The 18,964-nt window shown below is 70.8% G+C and carries 20 protein-coding genes and 1 tRNA gene; 13 read left to right on the plus strand and 8 right to left on the minus strand.

Annotation, left to right across the window (positions count from 1 at the left end):
* Position 1: 1 nt before the first annotated feature.
* Both IG08_RS0111785 and IG08_RS0111790 read left to right on the plus strand, forming a co-directional pair.
* Positions 2-403 (plus strand): PQQ-binding-like beta-propeller repeat protein, encoded by a 402-nt coding sequence (locus IG08_RS0111785; RefSeq protein WP_158812213.1) that lies wholly within the window; start codon positions 2-4, stop codon positions 401-403.
* 61 nt (positions 404-464) lie between these two features.
* A complete protein-coding gene (locus IG08_RS0111790; protein WP_030599834.1) occupies positions 465-1,286 on the plus strand; it encodes a nucleotidyltransferase domain-containing protein in 822 nt (273 codons plus the stop codon).
* On the opposite strand, the gene IG08_RS0111795 is transcribed toward IG08_RS0111790, so the two are convergent.
* The 4 genes from IG08_RS0111795 to IG08_RS58955 all read right to left on the minus strand — a co-directional run bounded on the left by IG08_RS0111795 (position 1,283) and on the right by IG08_RS58955 (position 4,130).
* On the minus strand, positions 1,283-2,113 hold the full coding sequence (locus tag IG08_RS0111795) for an MBL fold metallo-hydrolase (protein WP_030599836.1): 831 nt from the start codon (positions 2,111-2,113) through the stop codon (positions 1,283-1,285). The genes IG08_RS0111790 and IG08_RS0111795 overlap by 4 nt on opposite strands.
* Entirely contained in the window at positions 2,110-2,979 is an 870-nt protein-coding gene (locus IG08_RS0111800; protein WP_030599838.1) for an NUDIX hydrolase, read from the minus strand. Before IG08_RS0111800 ends, IG08_RS0111795 begins: the two co-directional genes overlap by 4 nt.
* A gap of 528 nt (positions 2,980-3,507) precedes the next feature.
* Complete coding sequence (locus tag IG08_RS0111805; protein ID WP_030599840.1) at positions 3,508-3,975, minus strand: RidA family protein; 468 nt, start codon at positions 3,973-3,975, stop codon at positions 3,508-3,510.
* Entirely contained in the window at positions 3,972-4,130 is a 159-nt protein-coding gene (locus IG08_RS58955; protein WP_019063748.1) for a Sp36 family protein, read from the minus strand. The genes IG08_RS0111805 and IG08_RS58955 overlap by 4 nt, the downstream gene beginning before the upstream one ends.
* Positions 4,131-4,225: 95 nt before the next feature.
* On the opposite strand from IG08_RS58955, the gene bagA reads away from it, so the two are divergent.
* A complete protein-coding gene (gene bagA / locus IG08_RS0111815; protein WP_030599842.1) occupies positions 4,226-5,203 on the plus strand; it encodes an ATPase BagA in 978 nt (325 codons plus the stop codon).
* Positions 5,200-6,531, plus strand: a complete 1,332-nt coding sequence (gene bagB / locus IG08_RS0111820; protein ID WP_030599844.1) for an ATPase BagB — start codon at positions 5,200-5,202, stop codon at positions 6,529-6,531. The genes bagA and bagB overlap by 4 nt, the downstream gene beginning before the upstream one ends.
* 17 nt (positions 6,532-6,548) lie before the next feature.
* Here bagB and wblA read toward each other — a convergent pair whose 3' ends face one another.
* Positions 6,549-6,887 (minus strand): transcriptional regulator WblA, encoded by a 339-nt coding sequence (gene wblA, locus IG08_RS0111825; RefSeq protein WP_063757766.1) that lies wholly within the window; start codon positions 6,885-6,887, stop codon positions 6,549-6,551.
* A 408-nt stretch (positions 6,888-7,295) separates the two neighbouring features.
* Between wblA and IG08_RS0111830 the strand changes: the two genes are divergently transcribed.
* A complete protein-coding gene (locus IG08_RS0111830; RefSeq protein WP_030599849.1) occupies positions 7,296-9,551 on the plus strand; it encodes a transglycosylase domain-containing protein in 2,256 nt (751 codons plus the stop codon).
* An 82-nt stretch (positions 9,552-9,633) separates the two neighbouring features.
* Here IG08_RS0111830 and IG08_RS60055 read toward each other — a convergent pair whose 3' ends face one another.
* Both IG08_RS60055 and IG08_RS0111840 read right to left on the minus strand, forming a co-directional pair.
* A complete protein-coding gene (locus IG08_RS60055) occupies positions 9,634-9,798 on the minus strand; it encodes a hypothetical protein (RefSeq protein ID WP_158812214.1) in 165 nt (54 codons plus the stop codon).
* Positions 9,799-9,899: 101 nt separating this feature from the next.
* Positions 9,900-10,364 (minus strand): GatB/YqeY domain-containing protein, encoded by a 465-nt coding sequence (locus IG08_RS0111840; protein ID WP_030599851.1) that lies wholly within the window; start codon positions 10,362-10,364, stop codon positions 9,900-9,902.
* A 103-nt stretch (positions 10,365-10,467) separates the two neighbouring features.
* Between IG08_RS0111840 and IG08_RS0111845 the strand changes: the two genes are divergently transcribed.
* The 8 genes from IG08_RS0111845 (at position 10,468) to IG08_RS0111880 (ending at position 18,057) form a co-directional block, all read left to right on the plus strand.
* Positions 10,468-11,394: a metallophosphoesterase gene (locus tag IG08_RS0111845; RefSeq protein ID WP_030599852.1), complete on the plus strand. Its 927-nt coding sequence runs from the start codon at positions 10,468-10,470 to the stop codon at positions 11,392-11,394.
* 98 nt (positions 11,395-11,492) lie between these two features.
* Positions 11,493-12,278, plus strand: a complete 786-nt coding sequence (locus tag IG08_RS0111850; RefSeq protein ID WP_030599856.1) for a Pr6Pr family membrane protein — start codon at positions 11,493-11,495, stop codon at positions 12,276-12,278.
* Positions 12,279-12,312: 34 nt separating this feature from the next.
* Positions 12,313-12,386 (plus strand) — tRNA-Pro (locus IG08_RS0111855).
* Between the two features lie 481 nt (positions 12,387-12,867).
* Positions 12,868-13,287 (plus strand): hypothetical protein, encoded by a 420-nt coding sequence (locus IG08_RS0111860; RefSeq protein ID WP_234342853.1) that lies wholly within the window; start codon positions 12,868-12,870, stop codon positions 13,285-13,287.
* A 2-nt stretch (positions 13,288-13,289) separates the two neighbouring features.
* The gene (locus IG08_RS0111865; RefSeq protein WP_052424624.1) at positions 13,290-14,429 is read left to right on the plus strand and encodes a peptidoglycan-binding protein; all 1,140 of its coding nucleotides are present in this window, start codon (positions 13,290-13,292) and stop codon (positions 14,427-14,429) included.
* Positions 14,426-15,136, plus strand: coding sequence for an ABC transporter ATP-binding protein (locus IG08_RS0111870; RefSeq protein ID WP_030599862.1), 711 nt, complete (start codon positions 14,426-14,428; stop codon positions 15,134-15,136). Before IG08_RS0111865 ends, IG08_RS0111870 begins: the two co-directional genes overlap by 4 nt.
* Complete coding sequence (locus IG08_RS0111875; protein WP_030599865.1) at positions 15,133-16,344, plus strand: ABC transporter permease; 1,212 nt, start codon at positions 15,133-15,135, stop codon at positions 16,342-16,344. Before IG08_RS0111870 ends, IG08_RS0111875 begins: the two co-directional genes overlap by 4 nt.
* A 96-nt stretch (positions 16,345-16,440) precedes the next feature.
* Entirely contained in the window at positions 16,441-18,057 is a 1,617-nt protein-coding gene (locus IG08_RS0111880; RefSeq protein WP_030599867.1) for a sensor histidine kinase, read from the plus strand.
* Between the two features lie 13 nt (positions 18,058-18,070).
* Here the strand turns inward: IG08_RS0111880 and IG08_RS0111885 are convergent, their stop codons facing one another.
* Positions 18,071-18,778: a response regulator transcription factor gene (locus IG08_RS0111885; protein ID WP_030599869.1), complete on the minus strand. Its 708-nt coding sequence runs from the start codon at positions 18,776-18,778 to the stop codon at positions 18,071-18,073.
* Positions 18,779-18,964 lie beyond the last annotated feature (186 nt).

The raw sequence follows: 18,964 nt of genomic DNA on the forward strand, positions 1-18,964 counted from the left end.
CGTGAACATCGCGCTGCCGAAGGGGTACGAACGGTTCGGGGAGCGGCTCGCGGTGGCTGGAAACGTCCTCGCGGTGAGGCTGGCGCCCACCAAGGAGGACGAATACGACAAGGGCACCAAGATCGGGGCGTTCTCCCTCTCCTCGGGCCGGCTGCTGTGGGAGTGGCGGGGCAAGGGGTCCTCGTACGCCACCGTCCTGGCCCACCGCGGCTGGCTGCTGGTCCTGCACCGCTACGGCGACCGCCTCAGCGTGCTCGATCCCGCCGACGGCCGGGTCGTGACCCGTCGCCGGCTGCGCGGCCACGGATTCCATTCACGGGCGGCCGCGCGGGGCGATGTGATCGCCTTGAGCTGTGATGCCGTCGACGACACGGGTCGCCTCCGCGTGTTCCGCTGGAGATGACCCCGTTCGGCGGTGCCGTAAATCCCCTGCTCCGGCACTCGCCTCGGGGCACAGTGAACCCATGGCCGAAACCGTTCTGCGCACGGGTCTCGACACCCAGGGATACATCGAGCGCGAGGGGGCCCTCGCGCGCGTGCCGCACGCCTTCCGCCCCGTCGTCGCCGTCGCGCGCGACCGGCTGCTCGATCTGTTCGGGGCGCGGCTGCACAGCGCGTACCTCTACGGGTCGATTCCGCGCGGCACCGCGCGTGTGGGGCGCAGCGACCTCGACCTGCTGGTCGCCCTGCGCGAGGAGCCGACGGACGCGGACCGGGACACCGTGCGGGCGCTCGGCGAGGCGCTGGACAAGGAGTTCCCGGAGATCGACGGGGCCGGGACGCTGCTGTTCGGCAGGGCGCGGCTGCTGAGCGACCTGGAGCGGTACGACCTGGGCTGGTTCGTCGCGTGTCTGTGCACACCGCTGCTGGGCGAGGACCTGGCCGAATACCTGCCCCGCTACCGACCCGACTCGCTCGTCGCCCGCGAGACCAACGGGGATCTCGCACTGCTGCTGCCCCGCTGGCGGCAGCGCATCGCCGGGGTGGAGGACACGGATGACGCCCGCCGCCCCCTCGTCCGCTTCATGTCCCGCCACCTCGTCCGCACCGGCTTCACCCTCGTCATGCCCCGCTGGAACGGCTGGACGAGCGACCTCGGGGAGATGGCCGAGGTCTTCGGCGCGTACTACCCGGAGCGCGCCGAGCAGATGCGTGCCGCGGCCGTCCTGGGTCACGAGCCGAGCGGTGACCCGGCCGTCCTGCGGTCCTACGTCGACGACCTCGGTCCGTGGCTCGCGGAGGAGTACGCGCGCGTGCACGGCGTGAAGGCCCCGAGGCCCGACTAGATCAGGCCGTGCTCCTCCAGGTACTCCAGCTGCGCCCGTACCGACAGCTCCGCAGCCGGCCACAGGGAGCGGTCCACGTCCGCGTACACATGGGCGACGACCTCGGAAGGCGCCCGATACCCGTTTTCCACGGCCGTCTCGACCTGGGCGAGCCGGTGGGCGCGGTGGGCGAGGTAGAACTCGACGACGCCTTGGGCGTCCTCCAGGACGGGCCCGTGGCCCGGGAGAACGGTGTGCACGCCGTCGTCGACCGTGAGGGATCTGAGCCGCCGCAGCGAGTCCAGGTAGTCGCCGAGACGGCCGTCGGGATGGGCCACGACCGTCGTACCGCGCCCCAGGATGGTGTCACCGGTCAGGACCGCCTGATCGGCCGGGAGATGGAAGCACAGGGAGTCCGCGGTGTGCCCGGGCGTCGGTACGACCCTCAGCTCCAGTCCGCCGACGCTCACGACGTCCCCGGCGCCCAGCCCCTCCTCCCCCAGCCGCAGCGCCGGGTCCAGCGCCCGCACCTTCGTGCCGGTCAGCCCGGCGAAGCGGACGGCGCCCTCCGCGTGGTCCGGGTGGCCGTGGGTGAGCAGGGTGAGGGCGATGCGCTTGCCGGCCCTCTCGGCGGTGTCGACGACGTGACGCAGGTGGCCCTCGTCCAGCGGACCCGGGTCGACCACGACGGCCAGTTCGGAGTCCGGCTCCGACAGGATCCAGGTGTTCGTCCCGTCCAGGGTCATCGCGGAGGCGTTGGGCGCGAGGACGTTGACGGCCCGCGGGGTGGCGGGGCCCGAGAGCACGCCGCCCCTCGGCTGGCCGGGAAGGGCTGCTGCGTCGGTCATGCGGAGGCTCCACCGGTCGGGATGTGCTTGGTGAACTCGTCGTGCCCCGGCCAGGACAGGACGATCTCGTCGTCCTCCAGGCGGGCCTTGGCCAGGACCGGGGTCAGGTCCCGCGCGGGCGCGGCGGCGAGGGCGTCGGCCGCGGTGGCGTACGGGGCCAGCTGGCGCAGGGTCGCGATGGTGGGCGGCATCATCAGCAACTCGCCCTTGTCATAGCCGTCCCCCGCCTCCTGCGGCCGGATCCACACCGTGCGATCGGCCTCCGTGGAGGCGTTGCGGGTGCGCTGGCCCTGAGGGAGGGCGGCGACGAAGAAGAAGGTGTCGTAGCGGCGGGGTTCGAACTCGGGGGTGATCCAGCGGGTCCAGGCGCCGAGGAGGTCCGAACGCAGGACCAGGCCACGGCGGTCCAGGAACTCGGCGAAGGAGACGTCCCGGGCGACCAGGGCGGCGCGGTCGGCCTCCCACTCCTCGCCCGTCGTGTCGCCGACCACGGAGTCGGGGGCCGGGCCGGCGAGAAGGACGCCTGCCTCCTCGTACGTCTCCCGTACGGCCGCGCAGACGATCGCCTGGGCCCCTGTCTCGTCGACGCCGAGCCGCTCGGCCCACCACGCGCGCGTGGGGCCCGCCCAGCGGATGTGGTGCTCGTCGTCGCGGGGGTCCACGCCACCGCCCGGGTACGCGTACGCGCCTCCGGCGAAGGCCATGGAGGCGCGTCTGCGCAGCATGTGCACGACAGTGCCGGCCGCCGTGTCCTTCAACAGCATCACGGTCGCCGCGCGCCTGGGGACCGCCGGCGTGAGCGTGCCGTCCGCAAGGGCGCGGATACGGTCCGGCCACTCCGCTGGGTACCACTGCCCGTTTGCCATGGGCGGAGGCTAACTCTTGGAGCGCGGATGTTCGAGAGTGGCGCCGCTGGGGGTGCCACATGAGGTCGTAGGGCGCCTGCGGCACCGTCGTGGCTGGTCGCGCAGTTCCCCGCGCCCCTGAGGGGCGTTGCCGCGGCCGCCGACGGCGAGCAACCCCGCACGGGCGGGGGCATCAGCCGCATACGGCGAGCAACCCGGCAGGGGCCAGGGCGCCACCCGCGTACGGCAAGCAACCCGACACGGGCATGAGCATCAACTGCGCACGGCGAGCAACCCCGCACAGGCCTCGGCGTCAGCCGCCGACGCTGAGCAACCCGGCGCGGGCGTGGGCGTCGTCAGCCGCGTACGGCGGCAAGGGGACGTGCCGGCGGGTGTCCGCCCGCAGCGGTGGGCGTCCGACACCGAGCACAGTTGGAGAAACAGCACCGCCCGACCGAGGACGGACACCCCCCGGCACGGCCCCGACCCACCACACAACCGAACGCGCTACACACACCCCCACCACACCCGCACAGGCCGCCGCAGGCATCACACCTCGGCCAGTTCCACCTGCACCTCGACCTCGACCGGCGCGTCCAGCGGCAGGACCGCCACGCCCACCGCACTGCGGGCGTGCACGCCCTTGTCGCCGAGGACCTCGCCGAGGAGTTCGCTCGCGCCGTTGATCACGGCAGGCTGGCCCGTGAAGTCCGAGGCGGACGCCACGAAGCCCACGACCTTCACCACGCGCGCGATGCGGTCGAGGTCACCCGCGACCGACTTGACCGCCGCGAGGGCGTTCAGCGCGCAGGTGCGGGCCAGTTCCTTGGCCTCCTCCGGGGTGACCTCCCCGCCCACCTTGCCGGTGACCGGAAGCTTGCCGTCCACCATGGGGAGCTGGCCGGAGGTGTACACGTACACACCGGACTGCACGGCCGGCTGGTACGCGGCGAGCGGCGGGACGACCGCCGGCAAGGTCAGGCCCAGTTCGGCCAGGCGCGCCTCGACCGCACTCACGCCTTCTCCCGCTTCAGGTAGGCCACGAGCTGCTCGGGGTTGTTCGGCCCGGGCACGACCTGGACGAGCTCCCAGCCATCTTCGCCCCAGGTGTCCAGAATCTGCTTCGTGGCGTGGACGAGCAGCGGCACAGTCGAGTATTCCCACTTGGTCATGCGGCCGACTTTAGCCGCTGCTCACCCACAGGCACTGCCCGCGTTATCCACAGCCTGCTGCTTAGTCCGCGCGCCGACTGGTTACGCTCGAATACGTGAGCAGGCTCCAGGTCGTCAGCGGCAAGGGTGGGACCGGAAAGACCACGGTCGCCGCCGCCCTCGCGCTGGCTCTCGCCACCGAGGGGAAGCGGACGCTTCTCGTCGAGGTCGAGGGCCGGCAGGGCATCGCGCAGCTCTTCGAAACGGAAGCGCTGCCCTACGAGGAGCGGAAGATCGCCGTCGCTCCGGGGGGCGGGGAGGTGTACGCCCTCGCCATCGACCCCGAACTGGCCCTTCTGGACTACCTCCAGATGTTCTACAAGCTGGGAGGCGCCGGACGGGCCCTGAAGAAGCTCGGCGCGATCGACTTCGCCACCACCATCGCGCCCGGGCTCAGAGACGTGCTCCTCACCGGCAAGGCGTGCGAGGCGGTGCGGCGCAAGGAGAAGAGCGGGCGGTTCGCCTACGACTACGTCGTCATGGACGCGCCCCCGACCGGGCGCATCACCCGCTTCCTCAACGTCAACGACGAGGTCGCCGGCCTCGCCAAGATCGGCCCGATACACAATCAGGCGCAGGCCGTGATGCGGGTGCTGAAGTCGCCGGAGACGGCCGTGCACCTGGTGACGCTGCTCGAGGAGATGCCCGTCCAGGAGACCGCGGACGGGATCGCCGAGCTGCAGGCGGCGCGGCTGCCGGTGGGGCGGATCATCGTGAACATGGTGCGCCCCGAGGTGTTGGACCGGGCAGATCTGGAACTCGTACGCGACGCGCCGCGTTCTGCCGTAGCGAAGTCACTGTCCGCGGCCGGGCTCGGCGGGGCGCGCCGCGGCGGGAACGCCGAGAAGCTGGTGGCCCCGCTGCTGCGGCAGGCCGAGGAGTACGCCGAGCGGTACGAGCTGGAGCACGAACAGCGGGCGGCCCTCGGCGAACTGGGCCTGCCGCTGCACGAACTGCCGCTGCTCGCCGAGGGCATGGACCTGGCGGGACTGTACGAACTGGCCACCGAGCTTCGGGAACAGGGGATGAAATGAGTCCGGACCCGGCGCACACCCACCATCGCCTCTCCCCCGCGCGCGTGCTCGCTCTCGATCCCCTGATCGACGACCCGAAGACCCGCATCGTCGTGTGCTGCGGCTCGGGCGGGGTCGGCAAGACCACCACCGCGGCCGCTCTCGGGCTGCGGGCCGCCGAGCGGGGCCGCAAGGTCGTCGTCCTCACCATCGACCCGGCCCGCCGGCTCGCCCAGTCCATGGGCATCGACTCGCTCGACAACACCCCTCGCCGGGTCAAGGACGTCGACGGCGAGGGCCAGTTGGACGCCATGATGCTCGACATGAAGCGCACCTTCGACGAGATCGTCGAGGCGCACGCGGATGCCGAGCGGGCGGCCGCGATCCTGAACAACCCCTTCTACCAGTCGCTTTCGGCGGGCTTCGCGGGCACGCAGGAGTACATGGCGATGGAGAAGCTGGGGCAGCTGCGGGCCCGGGACGAGTGGGACCTGATCGTGGTCGACACTCCGCCGTCCCGCTCGGCGCTCGACTTCCTGGACGCGCCCAAGCGGCTCGGGTCGTTCCTCGACGGCCGGCTGATCCGGCTGCTCACCGCCCCGGCCAAGCTGGGCGGTCGCGCGGGGATGAAGTTCCTGAACGTCGGGATGTCGATGATGACCGGCACCCTCGGCAAGCTGCTCGGAGGGCAGTTGCTGAAGGACGTCCAGACCTTCGTGGCCGCGATGGACACGACCTTCGGCGGGTTCCGTACGCGCGCGGACGCGACGTACAAGCTGCTGCAGGCGCCCGGGACGGCGTTCCTGGTGGTCGCGGCGCCGGAGCGGGACGCGCTGCGCGAGGCCGCGTACTTCGTGGAGCGGCTGGCCGCGGAGGACATGCCGCTGGCCGGTCTGGTGCTCAACCGGGTCCACGGCAGCGGCGCCGACCGGCTGTCGGCCGAGCGTGCGCTCGCCGCCGCAGAAAATCTTGAAGAGCCCCGCATTGTGGATCAGGAGGGCGGGAAAGCTGGACTTCGTAACTCTCCCGACACGTACGGCAGTTCAGAATCTCCCGCTTCCGAAACACCGGCTCCTGACGAAGGCTCCCCCGCCGTCGCGGAGAACACGGAGAAGGAGCGGTCCGTCGACCAACTCACCGCAGACCTCTTGAGGCTGCATGCCGAGCGCATGCAGCTGCTCTCCCGCGAGCAGCGCACGCGTGACCGCTTCACCGCGCTCCACCCCGAGGTGGCGGTGGCCGAAGTGGCCGCGCTGCCCGGCGATGTACACGATCTCGCAGGGCTGCGGGACATCGGAAACCGGCTCGCGGCCGGGCGGCCTGAGCTGCCCGAGGCTGCCGGGGAGTGAACCGAGGGGCGTTGCCCTCAGCCCACCGCCGCGTAGTTCTCGTACACCTCGTCGTCGTCGAGGGGCAGGATGCCGACCCCTCGCTCGTATTCCGTACGCGCGGTCTCAAGCAGCCGGCGCCACGAGGTGACAGTGGGACGCCTGCGCAGCAGTGCGCGACGCTCCCGTTCCGTCATGCCTCCCCACACGCCGAACTCGACGCGGTTGTCGAGCGCATCGGCGAGGCACTCCGTGCGCACCGGACATCCGGTGCACACTGCCTTCGCCCGGTTCTGCGCTGCTCCTTGAACGAACAGTTCATCCGGATCGGTAGTGCGGCAGGCCGCCTGCGCACTCCAGTCGGTTACCCAGCCCATACCGGCGCCGTCCTCTCCCGAATCGAGGCTCCCCCACGGCGGCAGCGGCATATTCACCGCCGCCAGTTGAGGACGTTACGGAAGGTGGGCACAGCGCAACACCCCCTTCGGGCCCAATCTTGAATGGCCCGAACGGACTATGCGTAAGCGGCAGATCACCCGGGGGAGTGAGCTGACGGCATACGTGACTATCCCGACAGAACGGGACAATTGTGTTGCGTCACAACGGGCACCTGATGACACACAAGGCCGATTCGGACACGCCCCCACCAAAAAAGTTGGGGAACCTCCGGAACGATTCGGGGTCGCCGGACGTATTGATACGTGGCCCTACTGCTGTGACAGTTGAGAGCAGCTTAGGCCAAGGCCTATACGCGTGTCCGGCGAATGAGAACGTAGGCTGCCCCTATGCCTAAGAAGCGCTCCGGTGGTGGTCTGTCGACAACACAGCAGGCCGCGAAGTTCCTCGGTGTCAGTGTGCTCGCAGGAGCCGTGATGGCCGGCATCGCGCTGCCCGCGGCCGGTGCGCTGGGCCTTGCGGCCAAGGGGTCGGTGGAGAGCTTCGACGAGCTCCCGGCCAACCTGAAGACGCCGCCGCTGAGCCAGCGCACCACGATCCTCGACAACAAGGGCAAGCAGATCGCCACGGTGTACTCGCGCGACCGTACGGTGGTCGATCTCAAGGAGATCTCGCCGTACATGCAGAAGGCGATCGTCGCGATCGAGGACTCGCGCTTCTACCAGCACGGCGCGGTCGACCTGAAGGGCATCCTGCGCGCGCTCAACAAGAACGCGCAGAGCGGCGGGGTCTCCCAGGGCGCGTCCACGCTCACGCAGCAGTACGTGAAGAACGTCTTCGTCGAGGAGGCCGGCGACGACCCGACGAAGGTCGCGCAGGCCACCCAGCAGACCCTCGGCCGCAAGATCGCGGAGCTGAAGTACGCGATCCAGGTCGAGGAGGAGCTCGGCAAGAAGAAGATCCTCGAGAACTACCTGAACATCACGTTCTTCGGCCAGCAGGCGTACGGCGTCGAGGCCGCCGCCCAGCGCTACTTCTCGACGTCCGCCAAGGACCTCAACCTCCAGCAGTCCGCGCTGCTCGCCGGCATCGTCCAGTCGCCCAGCCGGTACGACCCGGTCAACGACGAGGCCGAGGCCACCAAGCGCCGTAACACCGTGCTGCAGCGCATGGCCGACGTCGGCGACGTCTCCCAGGCGGAGGCCGACAAGGCCAAGAAGCAGCCGCTGGGCCTCAAGGTCAGCCAGCCCAAGAACGGCTGCATCACGGCGGTCAAGGGCGCGGGCTTCTTCTGTGACTACGTCCGCGAGATCTTCCTGAACAACCCGGTCTTCGGCAAGACCCAGGAGGCCCGGGCCAAGGTCTGGAACCGGGGCGGCCTGACGATCCGTACGACGCTGGACCCGCAGGCGCAGAAGTCGGCCCAGGCCTCCATCAAGGAGCACGTCTACCAGAGCGACGACGTGGCCACCGCCGCCACCATCGTCGAGCCCGGCACCGGCAAGATCCTGGCGATGGGCCAGTCGCGGCCGTACGGCATCAACAACAAGAAGAACGAGACGACGATCAACCTCTCCGTCGACCAGGACATGGGCGGCGGCGCGGGCTACCAGCCCGGTTCGACGTTCAAGCCGATCGTGGCCGCGGCCGCGATCGAGGGCGGGATGCCGGCGACGAAGGAGTACGCCTCGCCGTACGAGATGGACTACCCGACCCCGGTCTCGGCCTGCGACGGCAAGACCTGGAACGAAAAGGGAGTCAAGCTCGCCAACGAGAACGAGTCCGAGGTCGGCCCGTACTCGATGAAGGAAGCGACCGCCAAGTCGGTCAACACCTACTACGTGCAGCTGATCAGCGACATCGGCATCTGCCCGGTCACGGAGATGGCGCAGAAGATGGGCGCCGAGCGGGCCAACGGCAAGGCGCTGGCGCAGGCCCCGTCGATCGCCCTCGGCACCCAGGAGATGTCGCCGCTGACCATGGCGAACGCGTACGCGACCTTCGCCTCGCGCGGTATGTACTGCACGCCGGTGGCCATCGAGTCGATCACCCAGCGCGTCGGCGAGAAGACGAAGTCGCTCGAGGTTCCGAAGTCGACCTGCTCGCGGGCGATGTCCGAGACCACCGCCGACACCATCAACACGCTCCTGAGGGGCGTGGTCGAGGACGGTACGGGCACGCAGGCGGGCCTCGGCAGCCGCCCCAGCGCCGGTAAGACCGGTACGACCGACTTCCGTTACGCGGCCTGGTTCGTGGGCTACACGCCGAACATGGCCGGCGCCGTCTGGGTCGGCGACCCCGCGCACAAGCGCCAGATGACGAACATCACCATCGGTGGTGTCTGGAACGAGAAGGTGTACGGCGGTCAGGTCCCCGGCCCGATCTGGCGGGACATGATGAACGGCGCGCTGGAAGGCAAGGACGCCCCCGACTTCACCTACGTCAACATCCCCGACCGCCAGAAGGACAAGGGCAACGACGACGGCGACAACGGTGACAACGGCGGCAATGACGGCGACGACGACGGCCAGAACAACGGCGGCACCGACGGCGGCACCACGTTCCCGACGCCCACCTTCTCCATCCCGGAGAACTTCATCCAGGGCACGAGCAACGGGAACAGCAACGGGGGCGGGCGCGGCTGACCTCGGGGCTGCTGTGCCCGATCGAGGTCGCGGCTGCTGCGCCCGGTCGGGCTCAGTGCTGCTGCACCAGGTCGGGCCGGCCTCAGGGGACGATGGCGGCGATGGCGACGCCGATCGGCAGGAACACGCCCGCCGCGGCCATGAGCCAGCCCACCTTCCATGAGGTCCTGTCACCCACCTTGACGCACAACAGCGCCATCAGGACGAGGTAGACGGTCAGCGGCACGATGAGGATGCCCGCGCCCATGATCGGCTCCTTCACGAACTGTGCCGGGGGCCGCCGAGAGAGCGACCCCCGGCACCTTTCGGCCTGCGGAGAAGTGCGGGACGGGGCTGCTGATCGCCCTCTCAGCCCGCCAGGAGCTGCTTGACCACGGCGGCGACACGGCCGCCCTCGGCCAGGCCGGCCACCTTCGGGTTCACGATCTTCATGACGGCGCCCATGGCCCGCGGCCCCTCGGCACCGGCCGCCTTCGCCTCCTCGACGGCCTGGGCGACGATGTCGTTCAGCTCCTCGTCGCTGAGCTGCTTGGGCAGGTACGTGGCGAGCACCTCGCCCTCCGCCTTCTCCCGCTCGGCCGACTCGGCACGACCACCCTGCGCGAAGGCCTCGGCCGCCTCGCGGCGCTTCTTCGCCTCGCGGGTGATCACCTTCTGCACCTCGTCGTCGGAGAGCTCGCGCTTGGTCTTGCCCGCGACCTCCTCCTTGGTGATCGCGGTGAGCGTCAGCCTGAGCGTCGAGGAGCGGAGCTCGTCGCGCTCCTTGATCGCGGCGTTGAGGTCTTCCTGCAGCTTCGACTTGAGCGTGGTCATGCGTTTGATTGTCGCAGGTGTCTCGGCGTGGACGCCCCTTCATTTAAAGGGCGATGGGGCACAGACGTTCAGGGGCACCCGCGGGGTCTGACACGATGGACGTATGCGCGCGCGATACGGAGTACCTCTGTCGATTGCGGCGGCCGGCGCCGCCGGTCTGGTGTACGCGGCGGGCTTCGAGGCCCGCTCCTTCCGCCTCCGACGGGTGACCGTCCCCGTCCTCCCCTCCGGAATGCGCCCGCTGCGCGTGCTCCAGGTCTCCGACATCCACATGGTCGGCGGCCAGCACAAGAAGCAGCGCTGGCTGCGCTCACTGGCGGGGCTGCGCCCCGACTTCGTGATCAACACGGGCGACAACCTGTCGGACCCGGAGGGCGTGCCGGAGGTCCTGGACGCACTCGGCCCCCTCATGGAGTTCCCGGGGGCGTACGTCTTCGGCTCCAACGACTACTACGGCCCCAAACTCCGCAACCCCGCCCTCTACTTGATCGAGAAGGCCCAGGGTCGCCACGGCCTGAACGGCAACGCCCCCGCCGTACACGCGATCCACAACCCGTGGGAGAACCTGCGCGACGGCTTCGACGCGGCGGGCTGGCAGAACCTGACGAACACGCGGGGCACGCTGAAGATCGAGGGCGTGTCCGTGGAGCTGACGGGCCTGGACGACCCGCACATCAAGAGGGACCGCTACGCGGAGGTGGCCGGCGGCCCGTCGGGCGTCGCCGACTTCTCGATGGGGGTCGTCCACGCCCCGTATCTCCGCGTCCTGGACTCCTTCACGGCCGACGACTACCCCCTGGTCCTGGCCGGCCACACCCACGGCGGCCAGCTGTGCCTGCCCTTCTACGGCGCCTTCGTCACCAACTGCGACCTGGACACGGAGCGGGTGAAGGGCCTGTCCACGCACACGTCGGAGGGCCGTACGTCGTATCTGCACGTGTCGGCGGGCTGCGGCACGAACCGCTACACGCCGGTGCGCTTCGCGTGCCCGCCGGAGGCGACGCTGCTGACACTGGTGCCGCGGAGCTGACGCCGGCGCCTCGGAGGTGACCGGGGCGGGCGGGCCGGGGTTAACCCGCACGGCCCGCCCGTATCGCCCCTTTTGTCGGCCCTGCTTAGCGTGAGGGCATGACCGCCCCGATACCCAGGGACATCCCGGACCTCCCCGCCGTCCCGCGCATGCCCGCGCTGCTGCCGTCCCCCGTCCCCGCCACGGCGGTGGTGACTCCCGTACGCCACCCGCTGGCCGCCGTCTACCGCCTGCTGGTCGCCCTCGCGGCGTCGGCGGCCGTGACGATCGAACTGGTCCTGGGCAGCCCGCTCCGGACCCTGAGCTACTTCTCGATCCAGAGCAACATCCTGCTGGCCCTGGTCCTCGCGGTCTCGGCCCGCCGCGCATGGTCGGCCCGCCGTCCTCTGCCATCGGCCCTGGCCGGCGCGGCCCTCCTCTACATCACCCTCACGGGCCTGGTGTACCACCTGCTCCTGGCGAACGCCTCAAGCCCGTTCGCGATCACGGACGAGACGTCGACACCGACCGGCTGGCACGCCCTCACCAACCTGATCCTGCATACGGCGGTCCCCGCGGCCGCACTCCTGGACTGGCTCCTGCTCACCGCCCCCGGCCGCCTGCACCTGCGCCAGGCCGCGACCTGGCTGCTCTATCCGCTGGCCTACCTGACCTTCTCCTTCACCCGCGGCGAGCTGATCCCACCCGGCACCGCGGACCGCTATCTCTACCCGTTCCTGGACGTCGACCAGCTCGGCTACAAGAGCGTCCTCGGCAACGCCCTCCTCCTCGGTCTCTCCTTCTACGCCCTCGCCATCCTCCTCGTCGCCCTCGACCACGCCCGCCCGAACCCGGTCCGCCACCGCGCCAAAACCGGATTTCGCCTCCAGCCACCGGTGGGCTAAAGTAAACGACGTCGCCGCGACAAGCAGCGACGATCGGGGTGTAGCGCAGCTTGGCAGCGCGCTTCGTTCGGGACGAAGAGGTCGTGGGTTCAAATCCCGCCACCCCGACGCTGGTCAGAGGGCACATTCGGAGATCCGTATGTGCCCTCTGTCATGCCCGGGGGCCAAACAGGGGGCCAAGGGAAGTAGATCTCGGCGCCCCAGCCGCTGCGCCTGCACCTGCACCTGCGGTAGCTGAAAGCGACACGTGAGAGGCCGAGCAGCGGGCCGAGTGAAGTCGTTCGAGGTACGGCGGCCCCCTTGCCGGCCCTGCCCTCGCCCCCCGTCCGGCAGCCGCATGATCGGCTGACAGGTTCTTCAACGGTTCTTCATCGGGTCCGGCCTACGGTCGGCCTGCCCGGCGTGGTCGCGGACGGGTTTGGTGGGAGAGCGGGGGGAACCGATGGGGACGTATCGGATAGTGCCAGTCGTGGCGGCCTCGGTTGTCGTCTTTGTGTTGGGTGGTTGTGGGAGCGGTGGTGGCGGGGCGGGCGTTCCGACGGTCGACGGCGGGACCGGTGTGTCGGCCTCGCCGAGTGGTGGGGACGATGTGGCCGCGTATGTGCAGGCCCGGCGGGAGTACGTGAAGTGCCTGCGGGAGAACGGGGTCGACGCGCCGGATCCGGACGCCAAGGGGAACATCGACTTCGGTAGCGGCGACATTCTGCGCACCTTGAAGAAGGACCCGAAGTTCCTGGCCGCCACGGAGAAGTGCGGCAAGGATCTGCCGGCCGTCCCCGAGAGCATCGAGAAGGACAACCAGCCCCCGCTCTCTGCCGAGCAGATCGAGGTGGAGCGCGAGTACGCCGAGTGCATGCGGAAGAACGGCGCCGCCGACTTCCCCGACCCGGGGCCCGACGGTCTCGGTCAGGGCGAGTGGGACCAGACCTCGGCCGGCGCGCAGCGGGCCACCCGTATCTGTGGGCCGATCATCGGAGTTCCGGCGACTCCGAGCCCCGGCAAGGGCTGATCATGGCCAACACAACAGATACGTTGCCGGAGCCGGCGCGTGGCAGAGCAGGGCGGCGTACCGCGCTCATCGCCTCCGCCGTCCTCATCGTGACGGCCGTCGCCGTGGTCGGTGCTCTCGGGCTCGGCGGTGGTGGGGAGGAGGGGCCGAGCGCACCGTCCCGGGCCGGCTCGGTCGTCCCGGTCACCCGCGCGACGCTGACCGAACGCACCCAGGTGGACGGCCAGTTGGGATACGGCACGGAGATACCGTTGCCGGTCAAGGCGGCCGGCACGGTGACCTGGCTGCCCGAGCCGGGCAGTTCGGCGAAGCGTGGCGACACGCTGTTGCGTGTCGACGACCGCCCTGTGGTGCTCCTCTACGGGAGGCTGCCCATGTACCGGGACCTGGGGCTGACCGCCACCACAGCCACGGAGTCCCGGGAAGACGGTGAGAGCGCGGCGCCGACCGAGCTCACCGGCATGGACGTCCTGCAGTTCGAGACCAACCTCGCCGCCCTCGGCTACACCGGCTTCACGGTGGACGAGACCTTCACCGCGAGTACCGCCCAGGCGGTAGAGCGCTGGCAGAGGTCGCTCGGCCTGCCCGAGACCGGCACGGTCGGCATCGGTGACGTCCTCTACTCCGCGGGAGCGGTGAGGATCGGTCAGCCGGGCGTCCGGCTCGGTGACGCCGCCGGCGAGAACACCCTCACGTACACCGGTACGACCCGGAAGGTCGTCGTCGACGCCTCGGCCGGGGACGCCTCCTGGGCCGTACGCGGCACGGCGGTCCGTGTCCAACTGCCCGACGGGAAGACCGTGAAGGGCGAGGTGGCGTCGGTGGGGAAGCAGGCGACCGCGCCCGAGGGGGGCGCCGAAGGCGACACCGCCACGGTGCCGGTGACCGTCACCATCAAGGACCAGAAGTCCGTGGGGCGCTTGGAGAGCGGACCCGTCACCGTCGAGTACGTGGGCCGTGAGGTCAAGGACGCCCTGGCCGTTCCGGTCGCCGCGCTGGTCGCCCTCGCCGAGGGCGGGCACGGCCTGGAGACCGCGGAGGGCCGGTTCGTCGCCGTGCGGACGGGGCTCTTCGCGGACGGCGAGGTGGAGGTCAGCGGCTCCGCGGTCCGCGAGGGCATGAAGGTGAGGATCCCGGAGTGAGCGAAGGTCCGCCCGCGGTCGTGGAGTTCGACGCGGTCTCCAAGACGTATCCGGGCCCGGTGGCCGCGGTCCGGGATGTGAGTCTGCGCATCGGGCGCGGCGAACTGGTCGGCGTGGTCGGCCCGTCGGGCTCCGGCAAGTCCAGCGTGCTCCATCTCATGGGCAGCCTCGACCGGCCCTCCACGGGCCGCGTCCTGATCGACGGCCACGACGTGGCGAAGCTGTCCGACCGCGAGGTCTCCGCACTGCGGGCCACCCGGATCGGCTTCGTCTTCCAGCAGTTCCATCTGGCGGTCGGTGTGCCGGTGCTGGACTCGGTGGCGGACGGCCTGCTCTACGCGGGCGTCCCGTTGCGCCTCCGCCGCGCCAGGGCCGCGGCCGCGCTGGCCCGGGTCGGGCTCAGCCACCGCGTCCGTCATCTGCCGCACCAGCTCTCCGGCGGCGAGCGGCAGCGGGTCGCGGTCGCCCGCGCGGTGGTCGGCGGACCGTCGGTTCTGCTGGCGGACGAACCGACCGGAAACCTCGACTCCGGGTCGGGGGCCGCCGTACTGGACCTGCTGCGCGAACTGCACGCGGGCGGTACGACGGTCGTGGTCATCACCCATGACCGGGAGATCGCCGCCCGGCTCCCCCGCCGTATCGAGATGCGCGACGGCCGGCTGGTCGGCGACACGGCGCAGAACACGACGATCGGGGCGCACCGGTGACGGACCGCGGGACGCATTCCAGGCCGCTGCGCGCCGCGCGGCTCCGGCCCGCCGATGTCGTACGGCTCGGTGGGACCGGACTGCGGACCCGGCCGCTGCGGGTCTTCCTGTCCGCGCTCGGTATCGCCATCGGCGTCGCCGCCATGATCGCGGTGGTCGGGATCTCGGGCTCCGGACAGGCGGAGGTGGACCGGCGGCTCGACGCCCTCGGGACGAACCTGCTGCGGGTCGCGCCCGGCGAGTCGCTCGAGGGCGGAAAGGTCGAACTGCCGTACGAGGCCGTCCCGATGATCCGCCGGATTCCACCGGTCCAGCAGGTCGCGGCCACCGGCGCGGTCGCCGCCCACGTGTACCGCAACGAGCGCATCGCCATCGGCCGCACCGGCTCACTGACCGTTCTCGCGGCCGGCCGCGAACTCCTCCCCGCCGTCGGTGGTCAGGTCGGCAAGGGCCGCTGGCTGGACTCCGCCACCGACGGGTATCCCGCGGTCGTCCTCGGGGCCACGGCCGCCCAGCGGCTCGACGTGTACACCCCGGGAACCCGGCTCTGGCTCGGCGGTCGCTGGTTCTCGCTGATCGGCGTCCTCGATCCGGTGGCGCTCGCGCCCGAGCTCGACAGCGCCGCGCTCGTCGGCTGGTCGGCCGCCCGGACCTATCTGCGCTTCGAGGGCCATCCGTCGACGGTGTACGTCCGCGCCCAGGACAGCGAGGTCACGGCGGTACGCGCGGTACTCCCGGCCACCGCCTACCCCGAGAACCCGGGCGAGGTACGGATCTCACGGCCCTCCGACGCACTCGCGGCCCGCGAGGCCACCGAGTCGGCGCTGACCGGGCTGCTGCTCGGCCTCGGTGGGGTCGCCCTGCTCGTCGGTGGCGTGGGCGTGGGCAACACCATGGTCATCTCGGTCCTGGAACGGCGTCCGGAGATCGGCCTGCGCCGCGCCCTCGGAGCGACCCGGGGCCAGATCCGTACGCAGTTCGTGACGGAGTCACTGCTGCTCTCGCTCCTCGGCGGTCTGGCGGGGACGGTGCTCGGGACGCTCATCACGGCGGGGTACGCCCTCGGCCGCGACTGGCCTACGGTCGTCCCGGTGTGGGCGAGCTCGGCGGGTATCGGCTCGACCCTGGTCATCGGCATGATCGCCGGGTTGTATCCGGCGGTCCGGGCGAGCAGGCTCGCGCCGACGGAGGCGCTGTCCGGCGTATGAGCAAAGAGCCAGGTGCATGAGCAGAGAACCGACAGAGCCGAAAGAAGGAGCCACGGTGAGCGGACCCGGCACCCCGACCGGACCCGACGGGACGCGATGAGCTTCCGCCTCCGCGTCCTCGGCCTGCTCATGCTGGTCGCGCTGGCCGCCACCGCCGCCACCGCCTGGCTGACCCTGCGGCAGGCGAACCGCCAGGTCCAGGAGACCGTCACGGCCGGCCGGCAGGAGGTCTCCCGGATCACGGGCCAGCTCCGTGCGTACGGATTCGCCCACGGCACCTGGGACGGGCTCTCGCCCACGGTGGCCGAGCTCGCGAAGGACACCGGCCAGCGCATCCGGGTCGCCACGGAGTCCGACGTCCTGCTCGCCGACTCCGACGCCCTCGCCGGCCGCGATCCCCGCGCACTGAGCGGCCAGCCCGCGGTGCTGGTCGACGCACGCCCCGTCCTGAGCGTCCCCGAGGGCCAGGTGCCCCGGTTGACGCTGAAGCAGACCGCCGCCGCGATCGCCGACTACCGCGCCACCGTGGCGTACGCGGCCTGCCTGACGCGGGCGGGAGCCGAGGTGACGGCCCGGCCGGACACCATGGGTGTGCCCCGGATCAGCACGGACCGTCGCCCCTCGCAGTGCCGGGAGCCGAAAGGAACAGCGGACCCGCGGATCCAGCAGGATCTCGACGCGCTCCGGCCGTGCGAGTCCGAGCAGCCGATCACGGCCTGTCTGCAGCGGGTGTTCAACGAGCGCGTCGGTTCCGCCGCCCCGCCCCGCCTCGAGATCCGCCTCGGGGTCCGCAACGAGTCACCGCCCGCCCTGGCCACCGCGCCCACCGTGGCCGTCGCGGTGGGGGTCGCCCTCGCGGTCATCCTCGGCGCCCTGCTGCTGAGCAGGGCCGTCCTGCATCCGGTGCGGGCCATGACACTCGCCGCCAAGGAGCTGGGCGAGGGTGATCTGGCCCGGCGGGTCCCCGTCTCCGGCCGGGACGAGATCGCGCAGCTCGGCGGCGCGTTCAACCGCATGGCCGACTCCATCCAGGCCGGCGAGGAGCGCCAGCGCCGTCTCACCGGTGACATCGCGCACGAGCTGCGCACCCCGCTGGCCAATCTGCGCGGCTATCTGGAGGCGCTGCGGGACGGGGTCGTCGACCCGACCCCCGAACTGCTCGCCTCCCTCCACGAGGAGACACTGCTGCAGCAGCGGATCGTGGACGACCTCCAGGACCTCGCCCTGGCGGAGGCCGGCGCGCTCACCTACCACCCCGCCGAGATCGACCTGCGTGAGCTTCTGGAGGCCGGCCGTACGGCGCACCACGCCCAGGCCGAGACGGCGGGCATCACGCTCGAACTGGAAGCGCCGCGGCCGGTGTTCGTGACCGCGGACCCGGACCGGCTGCGCCAGGTCGTCGGCAATCTGGTCGGCAACGCGCTGGGGGCCACCGCGGCGGGCGGCACCGTGGCCCTGTCCCTGGTCCCGCGGGGCGAGCTGGCCGTCGTGGAGGTACGGGACACCGGCAAGGGGATATCGGCGCAGGACCTGCCGCACCTCTTCGACCGCTTCTGGCGGGCGGACGCGTCCCGGGGCCGGGCGACCGGCGGCAGCGGCCTGGGGCTGTCCATCGCACGCCAGATCGTCACCGACCACCGGGGGACGATCGAGGTACGCAGCACGGTCGGCGTGGGCACGACCTTCACGGTCGTACTGCCCAGGGCTCACTAGCGCACCGGGTGTCTCAGGGGCGCGCCGGATCCGAACCGTCCGCGAGCCGGTACCCGCGCCCATACACCGTCTCCAGGAGATGCGGCCGCCCCGGATCCGTCTCCAGCTTCCGTCGCATGTTCATCACATGGGCGTCGACGGTCCGCTCCAGCACGTCCCGGTCGAAGCCGAAGACGCGCTCGATGATCTGCGCCCGGGTGAAGACGCGGCCCGGTTCACGGGCCAGCGTCTCCAGGATGGCGAACTCCTTCGCGGTCAGCGGGACCGGCCGCCCGGCCACCCGGACCTCGAAACGCGCGGTGTCCAGCTCCAGCTCGCCGACCCGCAGCACCACGGGCTGGGCCGCGTCGCGGGCCTTCCCGGACCGGCGCAGCAACGCCCGCACCCGTGCGGTCAGTTCGCGGGGGCTGTACGGCTTGGTGAGGTAGTCGTCGGCACCGAGGTCGAGGCCGAGGAGCATGTCCTCCTCGGTGGTGCGGGCGGTGAGCAGCAGGATCGGGACGTCCGACTCGGTGCGCAGGATGCGGCACACGTCCAGTCCGTCGACCAGCGGCAGCATCACATCGAGCACGATGAGATCCGGCTTCGTCGACCGGGCCCGTTCCAGCGCCGCACGGCCGTCGGCCACGACCTGGACCGCGTTTCCCTCGCGCTCCAGATAGATCCTGATCAGTCGCGACTGCTTCTCGTCGTCTTCGGCGACCAGTATCCGAGCGCTCAACGCTTCTCCCCCACCAAGGCCTCGCACACTTCCGGAACCGTAGTACAGAAGAGCCGACGGCTCGCTTCGTCCGGCACCGGTCCCTCCCCTCGTGGGGACCGGTGCCGAACGACGCGGCGGCGTCGGTCCGTGCCGGGTGGGCCGGACCGAGGAGAGCCGGCGCCGTCTCGTCCTCCCGACGTTCCG

It is taken from the genome of Streptomyces fulvoviolaceus (assembly GCF_000718165.1).
Taxonomy (GTDB): Bacteria; Actinomycetota; Actinomycetes; order Streptomycetales; family Streptomycetaceae; genus Streptomyces; species Streptomyces fulvoviolaceus.

What these genes read in the sequence shown, in the direction of transcription:
- IG08_RS0111790 (WP_030599834.1), top strand. Translation starts at nt 465, where the DNA reads ATGGCCGAAACCGTTCTGCGCACGGGTCTCGACACCCAGGGATACATC.
- IG08_RS0111795 (WP_030599836.1), bottom strand. Translation starts at nt 2,113, where the DNA reads ATGACCGACGCAGCAGCCCTTCCCGGCCAGCCGAGGGGCGGCGTGCTC.
- IG08_RS0111800 (WP_030599838.1), bottom strand. Translation starts at nt 2,979, where the DNA reads ATGGCAAACGGGCAGTGGTACCCAGCGGAGTGGCCGGACCGTATCCGC.
- IG08_RS58955 (WP_019063748.1), bottom strand. Translation starts at nt 4,130, where the DNA reads ATGACCAAGTGGGAATACTCGACTGTGCCGCTGCTCGTCCACGCCACG.
- bagB (WP_030599844.1), top strand. Translation starts at nt 5,200, where the DNA reads ATGAGTCCGGACCCGGCGCACACCCACCATCGCCTCTCCCCCGCGCGC.
- wblA (WP_063757766.1), bottom strand. Translation starts at nt 6,887, where the DNA reads ATGGGCTGGGTAACCGACTGGAGTGCGCAGGCGGCCTGCCGCACTACC.
- IG08_RS0111830 (WP_030599849.1), top strand. Translation starts at nt 7,296, where the DNA reads ATGCCTAAGAAGCGCTCCGGTGGTGGTCTGTCGACAACACAGCAGGCC.
- IG08_RS60055 (WP_158812214.1), bottom strand. Translation starts at nt 9,798, where the DNA reads ATGGGCGCGGGCATCCTCATCGTGCCGCTGACCGTCTACCTCGTCCTG.
- IG08_RS0111840 (WP_030599851.1), bottom strand. Translation starts at nt 10,364, where the DNA reads ATGACCACGCTCAAGTCGAAGCTGCAGGAAGACCTCAACGCCGCGATC.
- IG08_RS0111845 (WP_030599852.1), top strand. Translation starts at nt 10,468, where the DNA reads ATGCGCGCGCGATACGGAGTACCTCTGTCGATTGCGGCGGCCGGCGCC.
- IG08_RS0111850 (WP_030599856.1), top strand. Translation starts at nt 11,493, where the DNA reads ATGACCGCCCCGATACCCAGGGACATCCCGGACCTCCCCGCCGTCCCG.
- IG08_RS0111865 (WP_052424624.1), top strand. Translation starts at nt 13,290, where the DNA reads ATGGCCAACACAACAGATACGTTGCCGGAGCCGGCGCGTGGCAGAGCA.
- IG08_RS0111880 (WP_030599867.1), top strand. Translation starts at nt 16,441, where the DNA reads ATGAGCTTCCGCCTCCGCGTCCTCGGCCTGCTCATGCTGGTCGCGCTG.